We start from the raw sequence: 25,218 nt of genomic DNA, 5'->3' as shown, positions 1-25,218 counted from the left end.
CGACTGTCCTGAGCGGAAAAATCCGTTGGGACAGTCGCTTTCCTATTTGTAGATGGTCGTTGTTGACAGCGTTCTTTATTTTTTTGAAAATAAGCATGAATACTCAGAAAAGTTTCGGAGGGATAGTATGGGGGCTGATCAGGATAAGGCTTCCTTTTTGCGCGTAAAACCTTTCCTTGCGGATATCCAAAAGCATTGCTTGTCCCTCACGAAAAACGAGTGGGATGCGCAGGATCTCTTCCAGGAAACATTGACGAAGGTGTATCGTTCCTTGCAGAAGACTCCAGACAGAGAACTAACCAAGGCATTTTTGAAGCAAATTGCTACGAATGCTTGGATCGATCATTGCAGGAAAGTAAAGGCGAATGAGCATCCCGCCTTGTTTGATGAAGCGATCTATCTGCATCAGTCCAGTGTATCTGATGCGTTTGTGCAGAGAGAGGTGTTCGAGCAACTGGCGGATCGACTAAATGCCAGACAGATGGTGCTGATTCTCATGATGGACATTTTTTCGTTTACGGCGCAGGAAACAGCCACATTGCTCCATACGACCGTAGGGGCAGTGAAGGAAGGAGTGAAGAGGGCACGCCAGCGCTTGTTCGTGTTGGCAGAGCAATCCAGACAGGGAGAAAGCCCATTCCACAAAAAGAAATTCGACAAAGCTGGCCGTCGTGATTCGTCCGGCTTTGTATCAAAAGAAGGGTTCGAGCAATTTTTGACTGCCTTTCGTGCAGGGGATGCCTACGCGATTTGTCAAACGTACCTGCGCCTCGCAAAACTGGGCGTGAGCGTGGAAAAGCTTTCGGTAGCAGGCGATCGCCTTTTCTTTGCGGTTCGTGACCCGGATGGACATTTGCTGCATTTTTTTCAGAAATGGTAGAAGTACCCGTTTCTTTTTGTTCTTTTCTTTCGTTCATGAGGGTGAAAATACATATTTCAAAGAAAGGAGCGAACACAAATGAGTATTCATGTGCGTAATTTTGCGGTTGTACAGCTGCCAGTCAAAAACTTGGAGGTATCCATAAAGTGGTATCGCGATGTGCTCGGTATTCCGTTCACGTTTGAATATACACCTGGAGACAATGAGGCTTGGTTGAACGTAGGAGGAGTAGGTCTCGGACTCATTCGTTGCCCGGAGGTTCCGCGATTGGACTTTACCGATATGGCCGGACAAGCCCAGCCGATCATCTCCTTGCAGGTAGACCAAATCCATGAGGTTTATGAGGAGTTGAAAAGCAAAGGAATCGAAGTAAGTGAAATGACGTATAAGCGAGGCGGAGGCTACAGCTTTCGATTTCGTGATCCAGATGGGCATTTGAACCACCTATGGGGTGGCTGGCCTTCTGTTGAGGATGAAGAGAGAAACGCATAGAAAGTGGTAGCTTTTAAGCGTTTTTGATTCCCCCGTTAACAACCGTACTTTTTGAAGGATGCCACTCCCAGAACAACTAGGCTTGCTCCTGGGGTGGCATCCAAAATCATTTTCCCTTCTACCGCACAGTACTAGTACGTCCTTACTACTTCAAGTTCTGAAAGTCCACCGCTTTTTGGCTCATCAGGTAGGAAACAATCTCCTCCTCATTGGACACTTCGTCCATAAACGTGACTTTGAAACAAACGTCATTTTCTCTCCAGAAATAGGAGATGAGAGTTGGATCCTCTGGTTTGCTCGCCTCTCCAAAACGCTTGTATTTCGCCGTTTTGAACACTTCATTTCCAGCGATTTTCAGCATGTTTACCTTAACTATGTGCTTATCGTCCATACCGAGGTGAAATGCTACATTTCCATCCTTTTTCATATCTTCGTATATTTTTGTGTCTTTGATTTGATCAAATGAGATTCTATTTTCTCCGCTCAATCTTTTGTTTTTCTCAGCAACATCGTAGTAAATCCCAAGGTACATAGTCTTATAATCTTCCTCATTTGCCGGCATGCTGAAATTTACTTTTGAGCTTATATCTGCTGCTGTACCTTTGAACTGTCCCGGCAGCTCCAAAGGAAATTTAGGAGTAAACCCTATAGCTTTTGAGCCGTGCTGTACATCTTCCGTATCATATAAGCCCAAGACGTAACTGGAATAGCCTACATAACGTTCTTTCATCGCTTGATCCGGGTATTTCACATTCGAGATCATTTTCACAATGTCTTCTTGAGGATCGCTAGCGAAACTACTAATGTTATACTGTATTCCGTTATCTTGCCATAGATAGTAAACGTAGTTAATGTTGTTTTCTTCACCGGAGTGTTCGCTATTAAAAGTCACTTTCATTACAGCTAGCCCTTGGACATTTAAATTTTGCTTCGCTATTTTTTGTTCCCCATATCCCTTTTTTTGTTCATCTACGATTATTTTGTAAGCCGCCTCCAATCCTTTTAGTCCGCTCCTTGCAGAAAAACGCACATATTTGGATGATGGACCTCTTTTTCTAAATTCAATCTGAACGTGCGTTTCTTTATTGGTACGCAACTTTTTCTGATCGATATACATCCCTCTAAACTCATAGTCCATAGCAAGCACATCAGGAACTTTAAAATCAAAACCAGTTGTCTGTATTCCTTTTGACAAACGGTCGTATGTTCGCTCATCCGAGTCAAATAAAAATCTAGCCTCTTGCCCTGCATTAGCTTTATCGGAGGCGACTGGCTGGGCGGTGCTCCCCACCTTCACCGCGGCATTCGTAAGGGTCACCGAACTCATCAAAGCTACACACAAAACGGCAGCAACCGAAAGCTTGTAAGATCCTGCTTTAAAGCTTTTTATCATCTGAATTCTCCTTATCAGTTGATTCTTGTTATTTGCTTCGTTAAAGTGAAGCAAGTGAAGCTGCTGGCGGTTGGCAGAAAAACGCTGCAAAAATTGAATAATCGTCATCCCGTAGGGCACAGACTCATCTTCACCCAGAACGTTCAACACATAAGCGTCACACGCAAGCTCCCGGTCGGCTTTCATCTGTTTTACACACAACCAAACAAAAGGGTTCATCCAGTGAATGGCCAAAGCAAGTAGACTCAGCAGGTTCCACGCGATGTCTTTTCTTTTGTAGTGGGCAAGCTCGTGGGAGAAGACGTGGGTAAGCGCAGAGGCGTTCGATTCCTTGCATATCTCTTCGGGACAGTAAATCCATGGATGGATCACCCCGGAGATATGCGGACTTTTTCTATAGCTTCCTGAATAGATAGGGATTGGTTTGGTGATGCCAAATCTTTTTCGGCAATCATCTAGGATGGAAATGACTTGCGGGTCGGTTTCGATCTTGAGGCTGCTCATTCTGCTTCTGGTTCGCAACATGTAGGCACACATAAATCCAAGCAGTGAAAAACATCCCACAAGCCAAACGATGGCTGCTATTTTTACGCCAAGGATGTGATTGTTCTCGACAGGGTCTGGATCGATTTTGATTTGGTGGGATAGGGAGGGATCCAGAAGTTTTTGATTTTCTGGCTGGTTTGTCTTATTATTTTGAGGTGAGTTTGTTTGTTTGCTGTTTTGCTCTATCTCTTTTTGTGACGCGTCATTCGCAACAGGGGAGTGGGGGGAAACAGCATTTTTTATGCTGTCTACGCCTACTTGCCAGATATTGAAGATGCTTACCGGACTGTTAGGGAGAAAAGGGAACAGAAGCCGTATTAACACAATCAGCCAAAGTGCGTGGTGAAGTCGAGCACTTATTCGGTGATGAAAGATTTTCTTGGTGGCTATCACCATCAAAGCGACGAGGCTAGCTCCAATGGTGGCATCAAAAACCCATAAAAAAATATCACATAACATATCCATGCTTTCTACCTCTTTACAGTGAGTTCTGCTGCTTTGTCATTCTTCACATCTGTCATCGCCTCTTTTGTCCTTGTCTTTCTGTTTTTCATTCAGAATCTTTTGGAGATGCTCGATATCCTTCTGGGACAACTTGACGTCTTCTAAAAAATTGGTCATCATCATGTCTGCCGCCCCGCTAAAGACTCTTTTCAAAAACGACTGGCTCTCTGCCTTGATGCATTCTTTTTCGGAAATCAATGGAAAGTACTTATAACTTCTTCCTGCTTTTTCAAAACCGATCACCTTTTTCTTCAAAAGTCTGTTGATAAAGGTACGAACGGTTTGATCGGTCCACTCGATTTCATCAGGCAAGAGGAGTGCGATATTCTCGGCGTTTATAGGGTTGTTCTTCCAAATAATCTTCATGATTTCCCACTCTGCTTCAGAAATTTTCGGGAGATTGTGCATGTACTCACCTCCTAATCCATCTTTTGATTTACAGATGTAAATATAATCTGTCGGGTTAATATTACAAACGTAAATAAAGCGTGTCAAGAAATATTTTCCATTCATAACCACAGGTTGTTATTTACATATGCATGGCTCAGCTGCGGTTCAATTCGGCCAGAAACGCAAGGGAATGTTCGCAACAATTGTACTTGACATTATGCAGAACATATAGAATAACTACAAATATCTATCAATCAACAAATTACGTAAAGAGGAAACAGGTGATCACCAAATGAGAGCAAACCGGATGGAAGCGTTCAGCGATGGCGTACTGGCGATTATCATTACGATCATGGTGCTAGAATTCAAAGTACCGGAAGGCCAAGACTGGTATTCGTTAATTGAATTAGGACCAAAAGTGCTTAGCTACATCTTCAGTTTCGTTTATGTCGGCATCTACTGGAACAACCATCACCATCTGCTGCACATGATTCGAACAATGAACGGGCGGCTAATGTGGCTCAACTTGATATTGCTTTTCTGGCTATCCCTTATTCCCTTCACGACCGCCTGGATGGGGGAAAGTCATTTTGCTCCCGCCCCGATGGCATTGTACGGGATCGTTCTTCTGCTTGCAGCTACTTCTTACAGGTTTCTCCAGCTTGCAATTATTAGCCAGCATTCTGGCGATTCCGTATTCGTAAAGTCAATGGGCCGAGACTGGAAGGTGAAAGTATCTCCTTTTCTCTACTTGCTCGCAATATTGACCGCGTATGTGGGTCCATGGGTTTCCGGTTTCTTTTATGTACTCGTTGCTGTGATCTGGGTCGTGCCGGAAAAGCGAATCGAGCATATCTTGAGAAGCGAATAATTGTCCTAAGCAAAGCCTCCAAACCGGAGGCTTTTTTTCAAAAATAGGTTCCCGCAAAGGATGGCCTTAAACCTTGTTAGTAACATTGCTTCACTTTCATCAGTAATCGCGTGCGGCGTCGAACCAGCGTTGAGCCATTTCCTCCGTAATAGGCTGGCCGATTTGGTGGTCAGACTGGCTTAGTTGCCAGACAGCTTCACCCAGGTCATCTCGTTCGATGGTTTCGATACCTTTGAGGGTGTTAAAACGCACGGTAAAGGCCGTAAAGGCTGCCTCCGCATCAGCAAGGCTGCGGGCTTGCGCCAAGGCCGCTTGTGCAACGTCATAGGCTTCATTAGCCAGCTTGGCCAGACGTTTCGGCCAGGACGAAAATGGGCGGCCAAACTCGGTCGTCCACCACTCGGGCTTCCGTAATTGGCTCACGGAAGCGTGGCCAGTCCATGGGCGGGTGTTGGCTCGGGCTTTCATTTGCTGCCTCAGTCGCTTGCCTGTAATCTCTTCCACGTTAAAGGCGATAAATCTGTCAAGCAACGGCCACACATTTAATGGCGGCAGGTCACCTAGATCAGGCATGAAGCGGAGCTCCAAATTTGTTAACTGCGTCTGACGAGCTAACAGCTCCAAGTCGCAGAAATTGCCCCACAAGCTCAATGATGTAAGATTTTGAAATCTCTCTAAACACGTCAGCGAGACAGGCTGCGCCAGCGGTTCGTTTCGAAGTGTCAGGCTCGTGACCTGGTGCAGCTCGCCCAGATCGGGTAGCAAGACGGGGGCATGATTCTTGCGGCGGCTGGTTCGCGGCTTGAGTGTCAGGGAGTATGGCATGTCGCCATTGACAGAGAAGCGTGATAGATCTCCAGCCACACTCAGACGGAAATATTCAGAGACTTGGCGTTTCGGGAGTTTCAAATGCAAACAGCTTTCAAACTGGTCCAGTTCGATATGCAAGCTGTGCAATTTGGATTGGCTGGCGTCAACGACCATGTCTTTTGACAGGATCGGAACCCATGCCATTTCTTCAATGGGGCGTTCTTTGGCCCAGTCGAAGAAGCCCGCGTCGCTACCTGTGTAGTACAGAAACCGCGGCCAGGGAGAGCCAGCTGGTGTGGCAAAGGAATCGAATATGTTCCAATTGATGGGCACATAGGGATCGACGTGCAAATCTGCCTTATTGCCCAATTGTGAGGGTCCAATGGAGAGACTGCCTACGCCGGGCTTGATAACAAGTGTATGGCTGTGAGGGCCAGTCAGGTCGATGGGATATCGACCATCTTCTCTTATAGAACCAGCAGGAGAACGAACTTGCTTATGATTTGTCATTTCCTTCATCCTTCCTTCTTAACTCCTGACTTCTGCGCTATGTATCAATACATCTCAATACCTTGGAGCTTAATAAAAATATAGCATAGAAAGCCAAGTTGATTTTGTAGTTGCTGTAGTGGAGAGAAGAATATTTCCAGTCTACGCTCCGGGCTACGTCCTGCTGGGAAGTGGGGACTGTCCGCTCCGCAGCGATTTGCGGGGAAATGCAAAAGTGGTAGCCGCTTCGTAGCGTGGGCACGTTGCATTTCTGTTGTCCGCAAATCACTGCGAAGCTGTCCAATGATTCTCAATCTTTAAAAGCCACTTGAAACTACATCCGCTCGCAAGGAAACAGGAGAAATAAGCGAAGATCCTGGTGACCCAAGAAGCTGGAGCGTTTTCTTCTGTTTCCTCCCACCACAGCAGTCGGGATAAAAAGTCTCAAAAAAAGACTAAAAGTATCAAAATGATACGATTTCATCTCATTATGATACGATTCCCACCAAAACAATAAGCCACCCACGCCTCCCACCGTTGGCACGATCCTTGCTCTATCATTCAGGATGAAACCAACGGAGGAGGTACACATCAAATGGATAAACGTAATCAACCACCAATCTACGTCGTAAAAAATAAGAGAAAAAATAGCGAGAGTTCTCGCATTCCTACCTATTTGACCACAATAGAATCCCGTTTTGCCAAAGCTTTTCACCAATCTCTCGCAAACTACGAGCCAACTCCCCTTGTTACATTGCCTGCACTGGCACGTGAGCTGGGGGTAGGACAGGTACTTGTAAAAGATGAGTCCGAGCGATTTGGTCTCAATGCTTTTAAGGTTTTGGGAGCTTCTTACGCGATGGCGCGTTTTTTGTGCGAGAAGCTGGGGAAATCGACAGAAGACATGACTTTTGAAGCACTGTGCTCCCAAGAAGTGAAAGAGCGAATTGGAGAAGTCACCTTCGTCACTGCAACAGATGGCAATCACGGACGGGCCGTTGCATGGGCTGCGAAGGCGCTCGGACAACATGCCGTTGTTTATTTGCCCAAAGGCTCCACCCAGCAACGGGTAGATGCGATACGCGAGGCCGGCGCAGAAGCTCACGTGATCCATGGAAACTACGATGAAGCCGTGCGACTCTCAGAACAAATGGCCAAAGAACGTGGTTGGCAAGTGATTCAAGATACAGCATGGGAAGGCTACACGACTATTCCCATGTGGATTATGCAGGGCTATACGACAATGGCAGCAGAGGCTATGGAACAACTCTCAGCCCTTACTGACGCCAAACAGCCGACGCATCTTTTCTTGCAGGCTGGTGTCGGTTCCATGGCTGCCGCAGTCTTGGGACATTTCGTAGCGGCGCAAGTAAACAAAGACCTAACAACCGTGATCGTAGAGCCACATAGCGCCAATTGCATGGTCCTCTCAGCAGAAGAGAACGACGGACAGCCACATACTGCTACGGGAGAGCTAGGAACCATCATGGCAGGTCTGGCATGTGGCGAGCCGAATCCGATGGCATGGGAGATCTTGCAGGAGCATGCGGACTTCTTCGTTAGCTGTGCCGATTATGTGGCTGCAAACGGCATGCGTATACTTGCGGCACCGATTGGAACCGACCCTTCTATTGTAAGCGGGGAAAGTGGAGCAGTCGGGGTAGGGCTACTCGCTGCCTTGATGAGCAAGCCAATGAATCATCAACAGCGTGAGCAGCTCGGCTTAGATGAAAATTCCGTTGTTTTATGCTTTAGTACGGAGGGTGACACGGATCGGGATATCTACAAACGCATCATCTGGGAGGGCGCATGCCGGGAAGAGGAGGGTCTGACAAAATGAACGTGACGATCAATCGAGATGAACTGATTTCATTCGTACAGGATTTGATACGCATTGATTCGGTGAATCCATACCTGGACGAGGATGGCCCAGGCGAAAAAGCGATCGCCGCTTTTATTCGAGAGCGTTTGGAGGCGGCTGGACTGGAGGTTCACGTCACGCCTATTAGCGACACAGCGGTCAATGTCGTCGGGATCCTACGGGGAACGGGCGGCGGCAAATCCTTGATGCTAAATGGACATATGGATACGGTAAGCGCCAAGCGTATGGAGATTCCGCCGTTTGAGCCTACCTTTGTGGACAACAAAATTTTCGGCAGAGGCAGTCAGGACATGAAGGGCAGTCTGGGGGCCATGATTGCCGCAGTAGAGGCGATCGCACGAGCAAAGGTTCCATTGGCAGGAGATGTCATTTTGACTTTTGTCGCTGACGAGGAGTATAAAAGCATCGGCACGGAGGAGTTGGTAAAGGCGTACAAAGCAGATGCAGCGATATGCTGCGAGCCTTCCGATCTGGCGATTGGTGTCGTACACAGAGGTTTTTCCTGGGTCAAATGCGAGGTGCTGGGCAAGGCAGCTCACGGAAGCCGTCCATCAGAAGGGATTGATGCAATCGTTCGGGCGGGCAGAGTCCTGCAAGAGCTGGAGCGCCTCTCGGACAGGTTGGCTCAAGGTCCCGCTCATCCGATTCTCGGTGCGGCATCTGTCCATGCATCACTCATTCAAGGAGGAACGGAGCTGTCCACCTATCCAAACTATTGCCGGATCGACTGGGAGAGAAGGACGTTGCCGGGCGAGACAGAGGCAGACATTGCCAATGAAATAGAAGCATTACTTCAGAAGCTGCGCGCAGAAGATGAGACGTTCCAAGCAAGCGCCGAGCTGTCATTTTTGCGGGAGCCGTTTGAAGTCGGGTTAGATGAGCCTGTTTATATAGCCCTTCAGGGAGCGTGTAAGAGTGTGACGGGAAAAACACCCGAAGTGTGCGGATTCTCGGGTTGGACGGACGCAGCATTGTTGCAGGAAGCGGGAATCCCTACAGTTTTGTTTGGACCAGTGGGAGCTGGGCTGCATGCGGCAGTCGAATATGTAGAGGTGGATAGCTTGGTAGACATGAGTGCCATCTTGGTGGAGACAATTTGCGATTTTTGCCGGTAAAAATTGCATAGAGGGCTGGCTTCTCCTGTGATGCGTTATAATGGATGCAAGAGATTGACGGGAGGGGAAGCCAGATGCCCTTGCGAGATATTCAAGAAAGTGTGCAACAGATTGCTTCGGCTGTTGCATCCGTTCTACGCGTAGAAGTAGAGATTGCGGACAGTCAGTTCTTGCGGATCGCAGGGACGGGGAAGAATGAGGCTGGCGTTTTGCGAACGATGGCAGGAGAGGATCATATCTACCGGGAGTCGTTGCTCGCCGGGCATCCTGTTGTGATCATGCATCCCGGGCAGGATGAGCGGTGCCGTCCTTGTATGCATTATGGAAATTGCAGGGAGACGGGAGAGATTTGTTGCCCGATTCAATTAGATAATGAAAACATAGGTGTGATCGGCTTGCTCGCTTTCGATGAGGAGCAACGCGAGCGGTTGTTTGCAGATGTGGATGCGATATTGACCTATTTGCAAAAAATGGCTGAGCTGATCGCCATTAAGTTAAAAGAGCATTACTTGTACGTCGAGCAGCTGCATACGGTAGAAAAGCTGCGTGTCGTTATGGATGAAATGGACAAGGCTATGTTTCTCGTCGATCAAGACAATCGGATCATGCAAGCGAACCAGCGTGCCCGTCAATATTTGCAGCTCGATCACGACGACAGTCAGACGGCAGAATGGATAGATGCCATTCGCCGTGCAGATGCTGAGCAATCTGCGCCAAAGCAGGTCGTTTTGTCCATCGGGCAGGAAGACAAGACCTTTTTGTTTGCCATCAAGCCCATTCTACTGGAAGGAACGGTCAAAGAATGGGTGATTACGCTTGATGATGTACAGGAAGTCGTGCAAATCGCAAGGCAGGTGAGTGGATATTCGGAGCCCGACCCTTTTCGGATGATCGGTGGAAACAGTCCTGCCATTGTGCAGGCAAAGGAAGTGGCAAGACGTGTGGCAGCCAGTGATTCGACTGTCCTGCTCCAAGGTGAAAGTGGAACCGGAAAGGAGCTCTTTGCCAAAGCCATTCATCAGGCAAGCCCGCGTCGTGACGAGCCGTTCCTTTCGATTAATTGCGCAGCAATCCCTGAGCATTTGATGGAAAGCGAGTTGTTCGGTTACGAGGAAGGCTCATTCACAGGAGCGCGAAAGGGTGGAAAACCGGGCTTGTTTGAGGTCGCGGGAAAAGGCACACTGTTCCTCGATGAAATCGGGGATATGCCCATGCCTCTGCAGAGCAAGCTGTTGCGCGTGTTGCAAGAAAAGGAACTGTACCGAATCGGAGGAAACGGCAAGCCTATACGCTTAGCGGCGAGGATCATTGCAGCGACCCATCTGGATTTGCAGGAGCGAGTAGACGCGGGGTTGTTTCGGTTGGACCTGTACTATCGTTTGCATGTAATTCCCATCCACTTGCCCTCGCTGCGCGAACGCAGAGAGGATATACTGCCTTTGGCGAACGATATCCTTTTGGCGCATGCGAATAGAGCGGGGAAGAAGCTGCTCGGCTTTTCCCAGGAAACGCAAAACGTCCTGTTTCATCACGGCTGGAGAGGAAATGTCCGAGAGCTGGAAAATGTAATCGAGTACGCGGTCAATATGGAAGCAAGCCCTTGGGTTCAGCCTGCGAGCTTGCCCATTCGAACGGGAATGCTGCGTGAATCTTCCCCACATTTCGTAAAAGAAAATCAGGGGTCATTCGACTGGCAAAAGCAAGGGCTTACGCTGAAAGAGCTGGAACGAGCAGCAATTGATACCGCGATGCAACAAATTCGGGATAGAAACGGACGAAAAGAAGAAGCAGCTGCGCTATTAGGCATAAGCCGGGCAACGCTGTTTCGGAAACTGCGCGAGTACGGTCTCACCTGATCTTTGCTTCCGGTCGATTTTTTGGGATTGGGCGGATAATGTGGTATGATGGTTTCGATACAGGAAGAGAGAATGGTATAAGGAAGGAGTGCCAAAAGAAAATGAAAGAAGTATTGGGATGGATTCGGTCGATAACCTTTGCTGTCGTTTTCGCTCTTGTCCTCGGAATCTTTGTATTTCAACCGTTCAAGGTTGATGGGCATTCCATGGACCCAACCTTACAAGACGAACAGCGCATATATGTGTCTAAACTATCACACACGTTTTCTTATTTGCCAGATTACGGCGACATTGTCGTGATCGACAGTAGGGTAGAGCGAGACCGTACATTGATGGACGATATCATGGGGCATCCCTTGGTGTCGCTGGTCACAGGCCAAGGCGATGATCACACGATGTATGTCAAACGTGTCATTGGAAGACCAGGCGACGTACTCGAGTTCAAAGACAACAAGGTGTATCGAAACGGTGAGGCATTGAACGAACCATATATCAAAGAAACGATGGAATATGTAGCAGACGGAAAGATCACGGTTCCAGCCGATCATATTTTTGTTATGGGAGATAACCGTAATCACAGTACAGATTCCCGCGATATTGGCTTTATTCCGCTGGATCATGTGATGGGAACCATGATCGAAAACCCTCTCAAGAAGTAAGGAACGTGAAGGAGAAAAGGTTGTCCATTTATGGGCAACCTTTGTTTCATAGTGAAAGATGTCCCACTTTTCTGATCGCTCTAAAAAGGAGGACGGCTTATGCCCAGCATTTTGATAGCGGATCGGGACCAGAACGAACGAATTGGGATCGGATGGCTCGTCAACAGCTATGCCATTCCGTATGACAAGGTGCATAATGCCGGGACCATGGAAGACGTTTTCGAAAGGATGGAAGCGCATACACCGGAAGTACTCTGTATTGAACTGGACATGATCGGGCGCGGGGAGTGGGATCGGCTGAAGCTCCTGGTGGAGCAGTATCGTCCGACCGTTGTGGTGACCACATCAGAAGCCACGTTCGAGCGGGCGATGCAGGGAATTGGACTTTTTGCCCGCGATCTATGGCTGAAGCCACAGACACCGGAATACATCAGGAGAATCCTGACGAGATGCTGCCAGGAGCGCTTGGATCGGAAGCGAGTGAACGAAGAGAAGAGAACAGGATCGGACAATGACAGGGATGTCTCGTATCTTGACCTGTTTTTCCCCGGGCATGTTCAAGCCAAGTCTTATTCGCTCATGCTGGCTCAATTGGAGGATCCGAAGCGCCACCCCGAGCTGCTGCGCTTTTTTGAAGAATATCCGTTTCGCGACAAACCCGCTCTTTTGCCGTTAGGGGAGACCATTGTGGGGGTTTTTCCAATGGATGCTGTGGTCTCGCCTTCTACGCTCCACCAAATGGGCAAGCGTCTGCTGATGGACTGGGAAGCAAACAATGACGCGCCGCTCTTTTTGGTCATGTATGACCCAAGCAACCATGAGCGGAGCTTGAACGAAAATTATGCGGATGCGAGCCAAGCCCTGCAAGTCCGCTTTTTTAAAGGATATCGGCAAGTGACGGTCGTGGACAATCGCGTGAATTGGACGATGATTGACCCATTTTTGACCCCCGCCGAACAGCGCACGTGGGTAGAAATGCTGGATGAAGGCAATCGGGAAGAGTTGAAGCAGTGGCTGTATACACACTTTTTTTACAAGGAAGAGCCCTATCCAGAGCCCGGGCTGTTGCGTATTCGGCTGACGAGTATTTTGGCCCAAGTCAGACGCTACATGATATCACGTGGTCTTGACTCTGGACCTTTGGAAGAGGAGTATCACCGGGTTTTCGAAACGATTCTTTACTCGCCGATCTTGTATCGGATCGTAGTGGAACTGCTGCTGTTTATCAATCAGCTTCTGGATGCTGCTCACCATCCCATCGACGAGTCCCGTGTCGATGTCGTGGAACAGGCGATTCGTTATATAGAGGGCCGCTATACCGATCCGGCACTGCGTCTGGAGGAGGTTGCACGCTATATCGACCGTAGCCCTTCCTATTTCAGTACGCTGCTCGCGCAAAAGCAAGGAAGCTCTTTTCGCCAAATACTCACTTCGTTGCGGGTAAAAGAGGCACGTCGATTGCTTCTTGAAACATCGATGTCTGTTCAAGAGGTAGCAGAGCGATGCGGATTCATTAACGCCAATTATTTCAGTAAAATTTTTAAGGAAAAAACAGGGACAACTCCACGTTTGTTACGAAATCAGAAGAAAAGATAGAAATCGAAAGAAAAGACAGATTTTTTCGTCAAACCATGAATGCGGTTGCAACTGAATCGAAAATAGAGGCACCAAATCGAAAGCGCGGTGCCTTTTTTGTCTTTCCTTGCTTTTTTACAATGGAGCTAAGAAGTACATCCTTTTAGAAAAGCAGGTGGAAATGATGACGACGACACAATCCGTTGAGCAATTGATCCAAGCCTTTTCAGGTACCCAATTACATACAAAGGGATGGGTGCAGGAAGCTGCGCTGCGCATGCTTTTGAACAACCTCAATCCCGATGTAGCGGAGCGTACAGAGGATCTGGTCGTATACGGCGGAATTGGCAAGGCGGCGCGGAACTGGGAATGCTTCGATGCAATTGTCAAAACATTGCAAACGTTGGAGAGCGATGAAACACTTCTCATCCAGTCTGGCAAGCCAGTTGCTGTATTCAAATCGCATACCGATGCGCCGCGTGTGCTGCTGGCAAACTCGAACCTGGTGCCTGCCTGGGCGAATTGGGAGCATTTCCACGAGCTGGACAAAAAGGGTTTGATGATGTACGGACAAATGACAGCGGGAAGCTGGATTTACATTGGCAGCCAGGGCATCGTACAAGGAACGTATGAGACCTTTGCAGAACTGGCACGCCAGCATTTTGAAGGAACGCTGACCGGAACCATTACCGTCACAGCAGGCTTGGGCGGCATGGGTGGGGCGCAACCGTTAGCCGTATCGCTCAATGGCGGTGTGAGCATCAATATCGAGGTGGACCCGACTCGTATCCAACGCAGACTGGACACAAAATACCTGGATGTGATGACAGAGAGTCTGGATGAAGCGATCCGTTTGGCGGAAGACGCGAAACGCGACAAAAAAGGCATTTCCATCGGTTTGTTGGGCAATGCACCCGAAGTGCTGAATGCCATGCTGGCTCGCGACTTTATCCCGGATGTGCTGACGGACCAGACCTCCTCGCATGATCCACTCAATGGCTACATTCCCATCGGTATGTCACTGGAGGAAGCAGCTGAACTGCGGGCGCGCGATCCGAAAGCATACGAATCTCGCGCAAAAGCAAGTATTGCTGAACACGTTCGCGCGATGCTCGCCATGCAGGAAAAAGGAGCAGTCACTTTCGACTATGGCAATAACATCAGGCAGGTGGCAAAAAACGAGGGTGTGGAGGACGCGTTCCGTTTCCCTGGCTTTGTGCCAGCCTACATCCGTCCGCAGTTTTGTGAGGGCAAGGGGCCGTTCCGTTGGGTAGCGCTATCCGGCGATCCGGAGGATATTTACAAGACAGACGAAGTCATCCTGCGCGAGTTTTCCTATAACACGCATCTGTGCAACTGGATTCGCATGGCACAGGAGCGCATTCAGTTCCAGGGACTGCCTTCCCGCATTTGCTGGTTAGGCTATGGCGAGCGTGCGCGTTTTGGTCAAATCATTAATGAGATGGTGGCGCGCGGCGAGCTATCGGCTCCTATCGTCATTGGGCGTGACCATCTGGACTCCGGTTCTGTTGCTTCGCCAAACCGTGAGACGGAAGCGATGAAGGATGGCAGCGATGCGGTTGCAGACTGGCCAATTCTCAATGCCATGATCAATGCAGTAGGCGGAGCGAGCTGGGTGTCTGTGCACCACGGAGGAGGCGTTGGCATGGGCTACTCCCTCCACGCCGGAATGGTCATCGTGGCTGACGGAACACCAGAAGCAGCACGTCGTCTGGAGCGTGTCCTCACGACCGATCCAGGCATGGGCATCGTCCGACATGTCGATGCAGGGTACGACCTCGCGATTCAAACAGCCAAGGAAAAAGGCGTCCACATTCCGATGATGAAGGAGTAAGAGCCATGACAAAACCTGTATGGATTCGCCATGCCAGTCAGCTTGCCACGCTGGCTGGCGGCTCCTCTTCCCCAGTAGTTGGAGCGCAAATGAACGAGTTGTCGATCATCGAGGACGGAAGCATCTGGCTGGAAGACGGCGTGATCCAGCGTGTGGGAACAGATGAAGAGCTGGCACTTCACTATCGAGATCGTGCGCATGAGGCGCAAATCATCGATGCTTCGGGCCAACTGGTCACGCCAGGGCTGATCGATCCTCATACACATTTGGTGCACGCGGGCAGTCGGCAAAACGAGTTTAATATGCGACTAAACGGTGCGACCTATATGGAGATTATGAACAATGGCGGTGGTATTCACTCGACCACTGCAGCGACCCGCGCAGCCACCCACGAAGAGCTGTTTGCCCAGAGTAAGCAGCGTCTTGACCAGTTTCTGTTGCATGGGGTCACAACCGTCGAGGCGAAAAGCGGATACGGCCTGACATTGGAAGATGAGCTGAAGCAGCTCGAGGTCGCCAAGCAGTTGCACGAAGCACATCCCATCGACATCGTTAGTACCTTTATGGGTGCACATGCGGTGCCGCGTGAATATAAGGAAAATCCGGATGCGTTTGTAGACGTGGTCATCGAGGAAATGATCCCGGAGGTTGCTCGTCGCAAGCTGGCTGTTTTTAACGATGTGTTTTGCGAAAGAGGTGTGTTCACCCCTGAGCAGTCCCGACGCATTCTCGAAGCTGGGGTCCGACATGGGCTGCTGCCGAAGATTCATGCGGACGAAATCGAACCGTATGAAGGGGCAGAGCTGGCAGCTTCGGTTGGGGCGGTATCTGCGGATCATTTGTTGCGTGCCTCCGACAAGGGGATTGAACAGATGGCAGAAGCGGGTGTCATCGCTGTGTTACTGCCCGGTACGGCGTTTTTCCTGATGGCTGAGTCAGCAAATGGCAGGAAAATGATTGATCGTGGCGTGGCTGTCGCGATTTCAACGGATTGCAATCCGGGCTCGTCTCCAACGGTTTCGCTCCCACTCATCATGAATCTTGGTTGCCTGAAAATGGGGATGACGCCAGCCGAGGTGCTGACAGCAGCTACCATCAATGCCGCTCACGCAATCCGCTGCGCGCATGAAGTCGGCAGCCTTGAGGTTGGGAAAAAAGCAGATGTCACGATTTTTGACGTTCCTGATTTCATGACCTTGCAATATCGGTATGGGATTAATCACGTAAACACGGTCATCAAAAACGGAACAATTGTCGTTGCTGGGGGCAGACTGGCGTAATACGAAAGAGAGCAAAAGAAAAACGGATAGAAGTGGGGGAGACCGGCTTGTCTTTAAAATGGGGGGACATGTATGGGAAATATTTCGAACAGCAATCTTGCACCTCATCCTGATCAGCAAGCCGTATCCACCACACATGCTTGGAAGTTTTTTGTTTTTAGCCTCATTGGTATTTTTGTCTTTTTTATTCCAGTTACCGTTAATGACACAAGCTCGATTATGCTCGATCACATCGTGACATGGGTTCGGCAAATCATGCCGGGTGTAATACCGATATATGCCTTGCTTGTGATTGTGCTTGGGGCCATTTATCCGTTTGTAACGGGCAGTTGGAAGCAGAGCAAATTAAATCTCGTCTTTTCTGCACTAAAAGTACTGGGTGTGCCTATCGCTCTGTTAATCTATTTTCAGGCGGGTCCAGCATGGCTGCTGGACAAGAATATGGGGCCATTTCTTTTTGAAAAACTGGTGATTCCCGTAGGCATGGTGGTCCCGATCGGCTCCGTGTTCTTGGCGTTGCTGGTTGGCTACGGCCTTTTGGAATTTATCGGGGTACTGGTGCAACCGATCATGCGCCCGATTTGGAAAACACCAGGCCGCTCTGCGGTAGATGCGGTGGCTTCCTTTGTGGGAAGCTATTCGATCGGTCTTTTGATCACGAACCGGGTATTCAAAGAAGGCAAATATACGATTAAAGAAGCAGCCATTATTGCAACGGGCTTTTCCACCGTTTCTGCGACATTTATGATCGTCATCGCGAAAACATTGGATTTGATGAATTACTGGAATCTTTACTTCTGGGTGTCGCTCGTCGTGACGTTTCTCGTAACCGCAGTGACGGTTCGTATTTGGCCGCTGTCCAGCATGAGCGATGCGTATTATCAGGACAACGGCGATCCTGAAAAAGTAATCAAGGAAAAACGGCTGCGCCAGGCGTGGACGGAAGCAATGGATGCGGCGGGAAAAGCACTGCCGCTTAAACGAAACATTTGGGAGAACTTGCGGGATGGCTTTATTATGACCATGAGTATTCTTCCGTCCATTATGTCGGTCGGTTTGCTCGGGTTGGTGCTGGCTGAATTTACCCCTTTGTTTGACTGGTTGGGTTACTTGTTTTATCCGATTACATGGCTCTTGCAAATTCCAGAGCCGATGCTGGCTGCAAAAGCGTCAGCAATCGAAATTGCCGAAATGTTTTTGCCCGCACTATTAGTGGTAAAAGCGCCTCTGGTCACCAAGTTTGTCATTGCAGTTGTCTCAGTTTCTTCCATCCTGTTCTTTTCCGCGACGATTCCTTGCATTTTGTCTACCGAGATTCCGATTAGTATTCCAAAGCTTCTGGTGATTTGGGTAGAGCGTACGATCTTAACACTGCTGTTTGTTACCCCGTTAGCTTTCCTGCTCCTGCCATAATCATGAAAAGAGAATGGGCAAATATGGTATGATGGTGGCAGATTCGAACAAGCAGAGGAAAGAGGGGGAAGTCATGTCAGGATTCGGAATATTCCGGAATGTAATCACGTCAGAGCAGCAACTGCGCGAAATGGTAGGAGAGCCAAGTCGTCTCGTACAGAACAAGGCGATAACCCAGCTGGATAACCATAGCCGCAATTACATTGCCCAAGCGCCATTTCTCATCATTGCCACAGCAGACAAAGATGGCCATTGCGATGCTTCGCCACGCGGAGATGCGCCTGGCTTTGTGCATGTCATCGACGATCACCATCTCGTCATCCCTGAGCGCCCAGGAAACAAGCGAATGGACTCTATCACGAATATTTTGGTCAACCCGCATATTGGGCTTATCTTTTTGATTCCTACGCTAGAAGAGACATTTCGCGTGAACGGCAAGGCTTGCATTATTCGCGATGAAGAAATACTCGCGAAAATGGCGGTAAACGGGAAGGCGCCAACGCTCGGGATCGGCGTAAAGGTAGAGGAGTGCTTCGTCCACTGTGCGAAGGCATTTATGCGCTCCGGTCTATGGAAGCCAGAGACCTGGCCGGCAGAGGGGACCACTCCTAATGTCGCGCAAATGCTGGCGGATCATGTGAAGCTTCCAGGTGTGACGGCAAAAGAAGTGGCAGAGGGCTTGCAAGACAGCTATACGAATCGATTGTACTAATGTCAAAAGTGAAACGACAGCCATTTATTTAGCGTGGCTGTCGTTTTATCATGTTATTCGCGAACAGGATCATCTACCAGCCACCCTGCCCCGATTTCACCCCAGTAGTAACACTCCAACGAATACGATGGCATATTCGAATAACGGATGTGTTCCGGGATAATGAATGCAGGATTTACACCACCGGTTCCGCCTGTGGGTGTACCTCTGGTGATGCCGCGGAATATAACCTTGATATTATAGTTGGGCAGATTGGTCATGCTCCCCAATCTTTGAATAACCCTTTGCTTGAGATCGCCTAGTTCGGCAGCCGCCCGGTTTTCCATTTTGGTGTACGGCCAAGGATTTTCTGGATGATATTTTTGAATGACGATGACGTATTCATCATATTGATCGGTATCTCGTCGTTTATCCAATTGACCAATCGCCTCGTGAATACGTGCGTTAATTTGTAAATCATCATGGGAACTGATCGTCTTGATCTCCATTGCAACGCGTTTTTCCACGTGTAAAACATTTGAATTCTCCTCGTCTTCGTCCATCATGTCGACTCTCTCATCGTTGTCGTTTTCTTGCTCCTCCCAATAGCTGTAATCGATGTCAGGATCATTGTCCTTATCCTGACCGAAAAAAGGCGTGATTTCCTCTCCCAAAAGGCGCTGTGCCTCTTCAAGTTCTGTATAGTTCCCGCCTGTAACTGAAAAAATATCGGATATTTTGGAATGCAGACTATAGCTGAAGCGCACTTTGTCATTGAAGGTTAAGTAGTCAACATTGTCAAAAAGTTCACTGACTGTGCCGTCATGCAAGTCATTGGTTTTATCCACATGCTTACCCCACATTCTTCGTGCATCTTTTAAAGCTTCATCCCAAGTGCCTTGGATAATGGGGGATGATACAGAACCAGAAGCATCCGTACCTGTATCATCCGTCATGGTTCCTGCTGCTGCCAGTGACCCATAGTGATCAGCTTCCGCTTCCAGAGCCGGATCATCATTGATGGGCAAGCTGGAATCAGGAACGTTCGCCTGTACCCGTCCTTGTCGTTGCTGGACCACATGTGTCAGCTCATGACCGAGTAGCTGTTGGCCGCTATGCGTCTCTGGCTGATACGTCCCCGGAGCAAAGTGAATGTCATTCCCTTGGGCGAAGGCAACAGCCCCGATTTGGGAGGCGACAGACGATTCTGGATGAATTTGTACATCTGAAAAATCAGTGTGAAAAGCCTTTTCCATTTTTGCTTGGACGGAACCGGGGAGCGAGCGGCCGCTGCCGAAAGAGAAATTCTCCGATTTTTGCAGGGGAGTATTCGATAACATGCGCTGGACGGCCTGGTTGCCAAGAGTCTTTTGCAGCGAAAGGATGTGGGAAGAGTGACTCGCCTTTCTTTGGATCTGGCTCGGTTGGAGCATGGGCTTGGAGACAGGTGCTTTCGGTTTTTCCTGAATCGCATCCATAGACGACTTGCTAGATTCATAGCGTCGCATGATTACACCCCCTCTGCTTTTGACACGTCCAATTGAACGGGTTCCTTTTGCTGTGCCTGATAGAAATAGAGATACAGATACGGGTCGACCAAATAGCTCGTGATAGCGCCAGTACGGGTAGAGTATGTGGAGGATGTCTTGGGCAAAATGGCAGATTTGCTGTCGAGCTCGTTCCGATCTTCTTTGACAATCGAGATGACCTGTGGGTGATATACGTGAACGGCAGTGACAATCTGCTTGTCAGGGAGTCCTGGTGCTGGTTCAAGTGTAAAAGCCATGTTCATTTCACGATATGAAAGTTTTTGCGGCGATAAGGTGGTATCCTTTACTGGTGGAACTTCGGGTGCTTTTTGATCGGCAGGAGGAGGAACAGCACCCTCGGCTTCCTTCGGTGTGTCATCGTCGGGCTTGCCCATGATTTCCTCCAGCTTGCTCCGGGAGATGCCAATGAATCCTGGCAAATGAATGCGCCCTTCGCGAAAAAAACCTGTATATAGAGGCAAGCCTTCCTGGTTGTAGAGTACCCCGATGCCGTCGTAGGCACCTGCCCGAAATTGCCCTTGATACAACAGAGCGTCTTCGGCAGAACGAAGCTCTCCCGTTCCGTGATAATGCCCTTCGGCAAAGCCGCCTTTATACAGCGTTACGCCACTTGCATCTTTCAGCTCGCCCTGCCCGTGATACACGCCCAGCAAAAAATCACCTTGATAAACGATGCTGCCACTGGTGGAGAATTTGGTTCCGGTTCCATTGAAGTGCCCATTGCGAAAATGCCCTTCATACACGAGCTTGCCATCCCGATCAAAAAGACTCCCGGCCCCGTTGTATCTGCCGTCCACAAATTGCCCTTTATACTGCACGAGCCCGTTTTCGTAGTAATCGGTACCTTCGCCGCCGTAGAAGCCATTGTCAAAAAGTCCGTCGTAGAGCAGCTTCCCATCCTTCGTAAAAAGTCGGCCTGCTCCGTTGTACACCCCGTTTTGAAAAGCACCTTCGTACTTGATTGCACCATTTGTGTACAATTCCTGACCGGCTCCATCCAGCTTCCCATTTTTGAAATCTCCCCGAAAAACAACTTGCTGGTTGTCGTTGTACAACGCTCCTTGACCAGCGTATACCCCATTGTCAAACCCGCCTTGATAGACGAGAACGCCTTTCCGGTATCCTTTGCCCAAGCCTTGCGGAGTGCCGCTTTTAAACTCGCCGCTGTAGAAAAGCTTGCCATTGTCATCATAGAGTTCGCCTTTTCCGTCATACAGACCATCCACGAGCTGACCAGAATAGATCATCGTGCCTTCCGGGTTGTAGATGATCGCCAAACCCGTGTCGGAAATCTGTTGATTGGGAGTTTTTAAGTGAATGACGATGGGACGTTGCAAAAAGCGGTTAAGCGCATCGGGAGGATTGATGAACAGGAAGTAGGCCAGGACAAGGAGGAATAGTCCTGTCAAAATGAGAAAGCGTTTGGCGATGTAAAAACGGCCGATATGCACGTAATCGTTGAGTGAAGTTTCTTTTTTTGTGAATAATCCGGCAATGCCGTTCTTGATCCAATCGAGGGCTTGCTTGGGGAGGGCGGCTCCTTTTTTTATCCAATCCTGCCCCCATTTTTTGAGCGGATGGGTGAGCGGGTCGACAATCGTTTGTTCCGTTAGCTTTTGGAGTTGTTTGTCCATATCGTAACCTCCCTACTTGTCAGGGAACCTGAATCGTCGCTTGTCCGGGGTTCGTGATTGAAATGACGCCACCCCAGCTGCACTTGAGCTTGGAGGTTTGATTGAGGGCAGGCATGTTGGCGACGAGAACAGTAGGGGAGCCAGGAACCCAAGGGGCGGCTGTGACAGGAACGCAGGGGACCGGAGTGAAAACGCCCAGCTTTGCCGCTGTGGCTGCTGCGACCTGAGGGTTGGACATCGTATTGCACATCCCGAATGGAAGGACGTTTACCATCGGTTTATTGTCCATGATGTTTGCAATCGGCATACTGGTTGTGACGCGATTCACCGGGAGCACCATAAGTGAACTGGGAGCAGCACCAAAGCTGCACTGTAGCATGGCTCCTCCGCAGACAAGTTGTCCCATGAAGCCAACTCCTTTTCATAAGTCATCTGGTAAGATATTGAAAATCAATCTGTATAGTAGTATAAATGTCAAATAGAGAAGATGTATAGCGAAATTTGTAATTTTTAGTATAATGTTGCTTGGTATCATTTTCGAAAATACGTTTTCGAGAGATGGGAGAACCGCAAACGATGGGAAATAACAAGAAGTATTCCTGGTTGACCGGACTGCTGATTGTATTTGTTGGGATCGGCTTGCTGCTCGTTTGGAACATGGATAGAAGCGGAAAGCAGGACGAACCGTTTCAAGGGATCAACAGCATCGCGGTCAATAGTCAAAAGGATGTCGTCCTCATAACGGATGGACACCAAAAGCTGACTAGCCTGTACCCCGATCGGACGCTACGGTACCAGCAAGTCCTAGAGCAAAATCCAGAGGAAGGCTTGGAAAATTTCACAGAGGTAGCCATCGACGAAGAAGGATATGCGTACGTGCTGATTACAAAGCTCGACAGCTTTGGCTTGCGGACTGTATCCGAGAGAATCGTGCGAATGTCGCCAGAGGGAGAAATCGTACAAATCGTGTATGAAGATTCATACGGAGCGAACAGCTCGTACAAGCGAATTGGCAAGGTACGCTCCCTGCAAGTTGCGAAAGATCGCCTTTATTTTTATGTGTATCAACATCCTGAAGTAATTGCCTATCAATTTGTACCCTCTGATTCACCCCCCACACAACTCTATCAAATCCAATTGCCTAATGAAGTGTACGTCAATGAAATCACAGGAGTAGACCCACGGAATACCTATGTCACTACTAAGCGCGGAGAGTTTTTTCAGGTCGACGTTCCCCAGGGAAGCGGGGAAGCTCAAGTGAAAGGTCCGCTCTACATTCACTCTGAACGCTCGGAAACGAATCGTACCGTCCCCGATCATGTCAAAGTGGGGCCAGCAGGTCGTCTTCTTTTCTACAATTCTGATCAAAATGTCATTGAACGCTTCGATCCCGCACATCCAGATGAAATCGCCTTGATGGTGCCTTCCAAAACATTCGAGCAGATCAAGTCGAGCGATAGCAGTGCCTTAACGGCGTTTGCTGTAACTCCCCAGTATGAGATCGTAGTCGCCACAGACAGTCAACTCGCCTTCCTGGATCAACAAGGAAATGTGATGACCAAGCTCACGTCCCCGTCTGTATCCGGAGAAGACCGCTTGAAGGAATGGACCTGGTGGACAGGATTGGGTGTGGCAGTTCTCCTGTTTTGTGTCATTCAGTTTCTGTTGTTTCGCCTCTTCCGGATTCCGTTGATTATCAAGCAAACGATTGTGATCGCCCCACTCATTGTTGTCCCTGTATTTCTTCAACTGGAGGGAACGAAGCTGACCTTCTCGTTTATGGAGAAGGAAAATCAAACCGATCTTCGTCTCCAAGCCTATGTTATTTCTACGCTGATCGAAGGGGACAGGCTGGATGGAATCAATGGAGCGATTGACTACATGAATGCGGACTATCAAGCCATACAGGCCAACCTGAAAAAACTGGAGGTCCCAGACGATGTAAATGTGAACAGGGGGTTATATAAAACGATTTACAAATACAAAGATGGCGAATTGTTTCTCATGATGGATGACAATGACAGCGCAGAAGTGTTTGAGAATGTGTCCATTGATGATGAGTTCCGCAGTGTGGTCATGAAACGGGAGATCGTCTCGGGTAAAGCCCAGGATCGGACAGGCTACTGGATGTACGCGATGGCCCCGATCTACAACTCCGCAGGCAAGCTATCCGGTGTGTTGGAGCTAGGCAGAGAAATGAACGGGGTCCGCATACAGCACAACGAAATGTCCCGTGAGCTCGGTCGTGGCGCTGCGCTAGTGTGGTCGATCTGTGCGAGTCTATTTTTCCTTTTCTCGTGGCTGACTTACCGAAACATCCGCAATCTGCAAACGAACGTCTCCGATATGGGAAAAGGCGACTACAGTGTGGTGGCCAGGGTTCGTTCCATGGATGAAATTCAAAAGCTGGCAGAAAGCTTCAACCAAATGGCAAAGCGCATTCGTCAGTACATTTCGAATATCACGAGGATGAGCGAGGCGAACAATCGCTTTGTGCCGCAGCAGTTTATCCATTTTCTCGGGAAGGAAAGCATACTCGACGTGGAGCTGGGCGATCAAGTGGAGCGGGAAATGGCCGTTATGCGGATGAGTCTGCAATCGTTTCATGCCATCTCTCATCGCCTGCAACCAGAGACGACCTTCCGTGTCATCAATGCGTTTCTCAAACGTTTCGCCCCGATTGTGAACGAGAATCAAGGGATGATTACCGAATATCTCGATCCCGGGGTACTTGCTGTTTATCCAAAAGAGGCAAAAGATGGGTTGGATGCGGCGGTACAGATGCGCCGTACGTTAGCAGACTATAACGAGCAACGGGCGGAAAAAGGATACGATCCGATTGAGTTGCGAGTTGCTCTGCATCATGGTCCGCTGATGCTGGGGATTATTGGCGAGGCGACACGGTTAGAGGCTGCGATTATATCGGATCACGTCCGCGTGGTGGAGAAAATGGAAAAAATGGCGGAAACGCTCGGGGCCTGCATCCTGATGTCCGATTCGCTGTTTGCCAAGATGGGAGAGAGCACGCCGTATCGATATCGTGATTTAGGCTGGGTGCATATCGAGGGGGAGGCTCAGCCGATGCATTTGTACGACGTCTACGAGGGGGACGCTGAACAGATTCGTGCGCACAAGGATGAGACGAAGGATTTGTTTGAGCAAGCGATTGCGATGTATCAGAATGGGAGGTTTCACGATGCACGCTCCGCTTTTCTGTCCGTCATCAAGCAAAACCGCTGGGATCAGGCGGCGCGACAGTATTTCTACTTATGTGACGAATACGCGCAAAAAGGGGCCGAGCGAGATTGGTCTGGCGAGTTGAAAATATCGTAG

19 protein-coding genes are annotated in these 25,218 nt (G+C 49.1%); 13 read left to right on the top strand and 6 right to left on the bottom strand.

Annotation, left to right across the window (positions count from 1 at the left end):
- Window positions 1–127: 127 nt before the first annotated feature.
- Window positions 128–880, top strand: a complete 753-nt coding sequence (locus HP567_RS23780) for an RNA polymerase sigma factor (RefSeq protein WP_173610945.1) — start codon at window positions 128–130, stop codon at window positions 878–880.
- A gap of 78 nt (window positions 881–958) precedes the next feature.
- Window positions 959–1,372, top strand: coding sequence for a VOC family protein (locus HP567_RS23775; RefSeq protein ID WP_173610946.1), 414 nt, complete (start codon window positions 959–961; stop codon window positions 1,370–1,372).
- Between the two features lie 145 nt (window positions 1,373–1,517).
- Here the strand turns inward: HP567_RS23775 and HP567_RS23770 are convergent, their stop codons facing one another.
- A complete protein-coding gene (locus HP567_RS23770) occupies window positions 1,518–3,776 on the bottom strand; it encodes a M56 family metallopeptidase (RefSeq protein WP_173610947.1) in 2,259 nt (752 codons plus the stop codon).
- Window positions 3,777–3,812: 36 nt separating this feature from the next.
- The gene (locus tag HP567_RS23765; protein ID WP_173610948.1) at window positions 3,813–4,223 is read right to left on the bottom strand and encodes a BlaI/MecI/CopY family transcriptional regulator; all 411 of its coding nucleotides are present in this window, start codon (window positions 4,221–4,223) and stop codon (window positions 3,813–3,815) included.
- Window positions 4,224–4,497: 274 nt separating this feature from the next.
- On the opposite strand from HP567_RS23765, the gene HP567_RS23760 reads away from it, so the two are divergent.
- A complete protein-coding gene (locus tag HP567_RS23760) occupies window positions 4,498–5,076 on the top strand; it encodes a TMEM175 family protein (RefSeq protein ID WP_173610949.1) in 579 nt (192 codons plus the stop codon).
- 99 nt (window positions 5,077–5,175) lie between these two features.
- On the opposite strand, the gene HP567_RS23755 is transcribed toward HP567_RS23760, so the two are convergent.
- The gene (locus HP567_RS23755) at window positions 5,176–6,405 is read right to left on the bottom strand and encodes a hypothetical protein (RefSeq protein ID WP_370648031.1); all 1,230 of its coding nucleotides are present in this window, start codon (window positions 6,403–6,405) and stop codon (window positions 5,176–5,178) included.
- A gap of 565 nt (window positions 6,406–6,970) precedes the next feature.
- Here HP567_RS23755 and dpaL point away from each other — a divergent pair.
- The 9 genes from dpaL (at window position 6,971) to HP567_RS23710 (ending at window position 18,722) form a co-directional block, all read left to right on the top strand.
- Window positions 6,971–8,215 (top strand): diaminopropionate ammonia-lyase, encoded by a 1,245-nt coding sequence (gene dpaL, locus HP567_RS23750; RefSeq protein ID WP_173610950.1) that lies wholly within the window; start codon window positions 6,971–6,973, stop codon window positions 8,213–8,215.
- Window positions 8,212–9,372: an ArgE/DapE family deacylase gene (locus HP567_RS23745; protein WP_173610951.1), complete on the top strand. Its 1,161-nt coding sequence runs from the start codon at window positions 8,212–8,214 to the stop codon at window positions 9,370–9,372. The genes dpaL and HP567_RS23745 overlap by 4 nt, the downstream gene beginning before the upstream one ends.
- 74 nt (window positions 9,373–9,446) lie before the next feature.
- Window positions 9,447–11,228 (top strand): sigma-54-dependent Fis family transcriptional regulator, encoded by a 1,782-nt coding sequence (locus tag HP567_RS23740; RefSeq protein ID WP_173610952.1) that lies wholly within the window; start codon window positions 9,447–9,449, stop codon window positions 11,226–11,228.
- A 101-nt stretch (window positions 11,229–11,329) separates the two neighbouring features.
- Complete coding sequence (lepB, locus tag HP567_RS23735; protein ID WP_173610953.1) at window positions 11,330–11,887, top strand: signal peptidase I; 558 nt, start codon at window positions 11,330–11,332, stop codon at window positions 11,885–11,887.
- Between the two features lie 99 nt (window positions 11,888–11,986).
- Window positions 11,987–13,483 carry a helix-turn-helix domain-containing protein gene (locus HP567_RS23730; protein WP_173610954.1) on the top strand — a complete coding sequence of 499 codons (1,497 nt, stop codon included), beginning with the start codon at window positions 11,987–11,989 and terminating at the stop codon, window positions 13,481–13,483.
- 163 nt (window positions 13,484–13,646) lie between these two features.
- Complete coding sequence (gene hutU / locus HP567_RS23725; RefSeq protein WP_173611005.1) at window positions 13,647–15,317, top strand: urocanate hydratase; 1,671 nt, start codon at window positions 13,647–13,649, stop codon at window positions 15,315–15,317.
- Window positions 15,318–15,322: 5 nt separating this feature from the next.
- Window positions 15,323–16,597: an imidazolonepropionase gene (gene hutI / locus HP567_RS23720; protein WP_173610955.1), complete on the top strand. Its 1,275-nt coding sequence runs from the start codon at window positions 15,323–15,325 to the stop codon at window positions 16,595–16,597.
- Between the two features lie 72 nt (window positions 16,598–16,669).
- Window positions 16,670–18,010, top strand: a complete 1,341-nt coding sequence (locus HP567_RS23715; protein WP_173610956.1) for a YjiH family protein — start codon at window positions 16,670–16,672, stop codon at window positions 18,008–18,010.
- Between the two features lie 73 nt (window positions 18,011–18,083).
- Window positions 18,084–18,722 carry a pyridoxamine 5'-phosphate oxidase family protein gene (locus tag HP567_RS23710; protein ID WP_173610957.1) on the top strand — a complete coding sequence of 213 codons (639 nt, stop codon included), beginning with the start codon at window positions 18,084–18,086 and terminating at the stop codon, window positions 18,720–18,722.
- A 53-nt stretch (window positions 18,723–18,775) separates the two neighbouring features.
- On the opposite strand, the gene HP567_RS23705 is transcribed toward HP567_RS23710, so the two are convergent.
- The 3 genes from HP567_RS23705 to HP567_RS23695 are packed head-to-tail and all read right to left on the bottom strand — an operon-like array spanning window position 18,776 to window position 22,291.
- Entirely contained in the window at window positions 18,776–20,209 is a 1,434-nt protein-coding gene (locus HP567_RS23705; RefSeq protein ID WP_173610958.1) for an eCIS core domain-containing protein, read from the bottom strand.
- A 2-nt stretch (window positions 20,210–20,211) separates the two neighbouring features.
- The gene (locus HP567_RS23700; RefSeq protein ID WP_173610959.1) at window positions 20,212–21,885 is read right to left on the bottom strand and encodes an MORN repeat-containing protein; all 1,674 of its coding nucleotides are present in this window, start codon (window positions 21,883–21,885) and stop codon (window positions 20,212–20,214) included.
- A 19-nt stretch (window positions 21,886–21,904) separates the two neighbouring features.
- Complete coding sequence (locus HP567_RS23695) at window positions 21,905–22,291, bottom strand: DUF4280 domain-containing protein (RefSeq protein WP_173610960.1); 387 nt, start codon at window positions 22,289–22,291, stop codon at window positions 21,905–21,907.
- A gap of 170 nt (window positions 22,292–22,461) precedes the next feature.
- Between HP567_RS23695 and HP567_RS23690 the strand changes: the two genes are divergently transcribed.
- Complete coding sequence (locus HP567_RS23690; protein WP_173610961.1) at window positions 22,462–25,218, top strand: adenylate/guanylate cyclase domain-containing protein; 2,757 nt, start codon at window positions 22,462–22,464, stop codon at window positions 25,216–25,218.

This window comes from Brevibacillus sp. M2.1A (assembly GCF_013284355.2).
Taxonomy (GTDB): domain Bacteria; phylum Bacillota; class Bacilli; order Brevibacillales; family Brevibacillaceae; genus Brevibacillus.
Note: the sequence above shows the minus strand (reverse complement) of the source record. Positions and strands in the feature narration are given on the sequence as shown.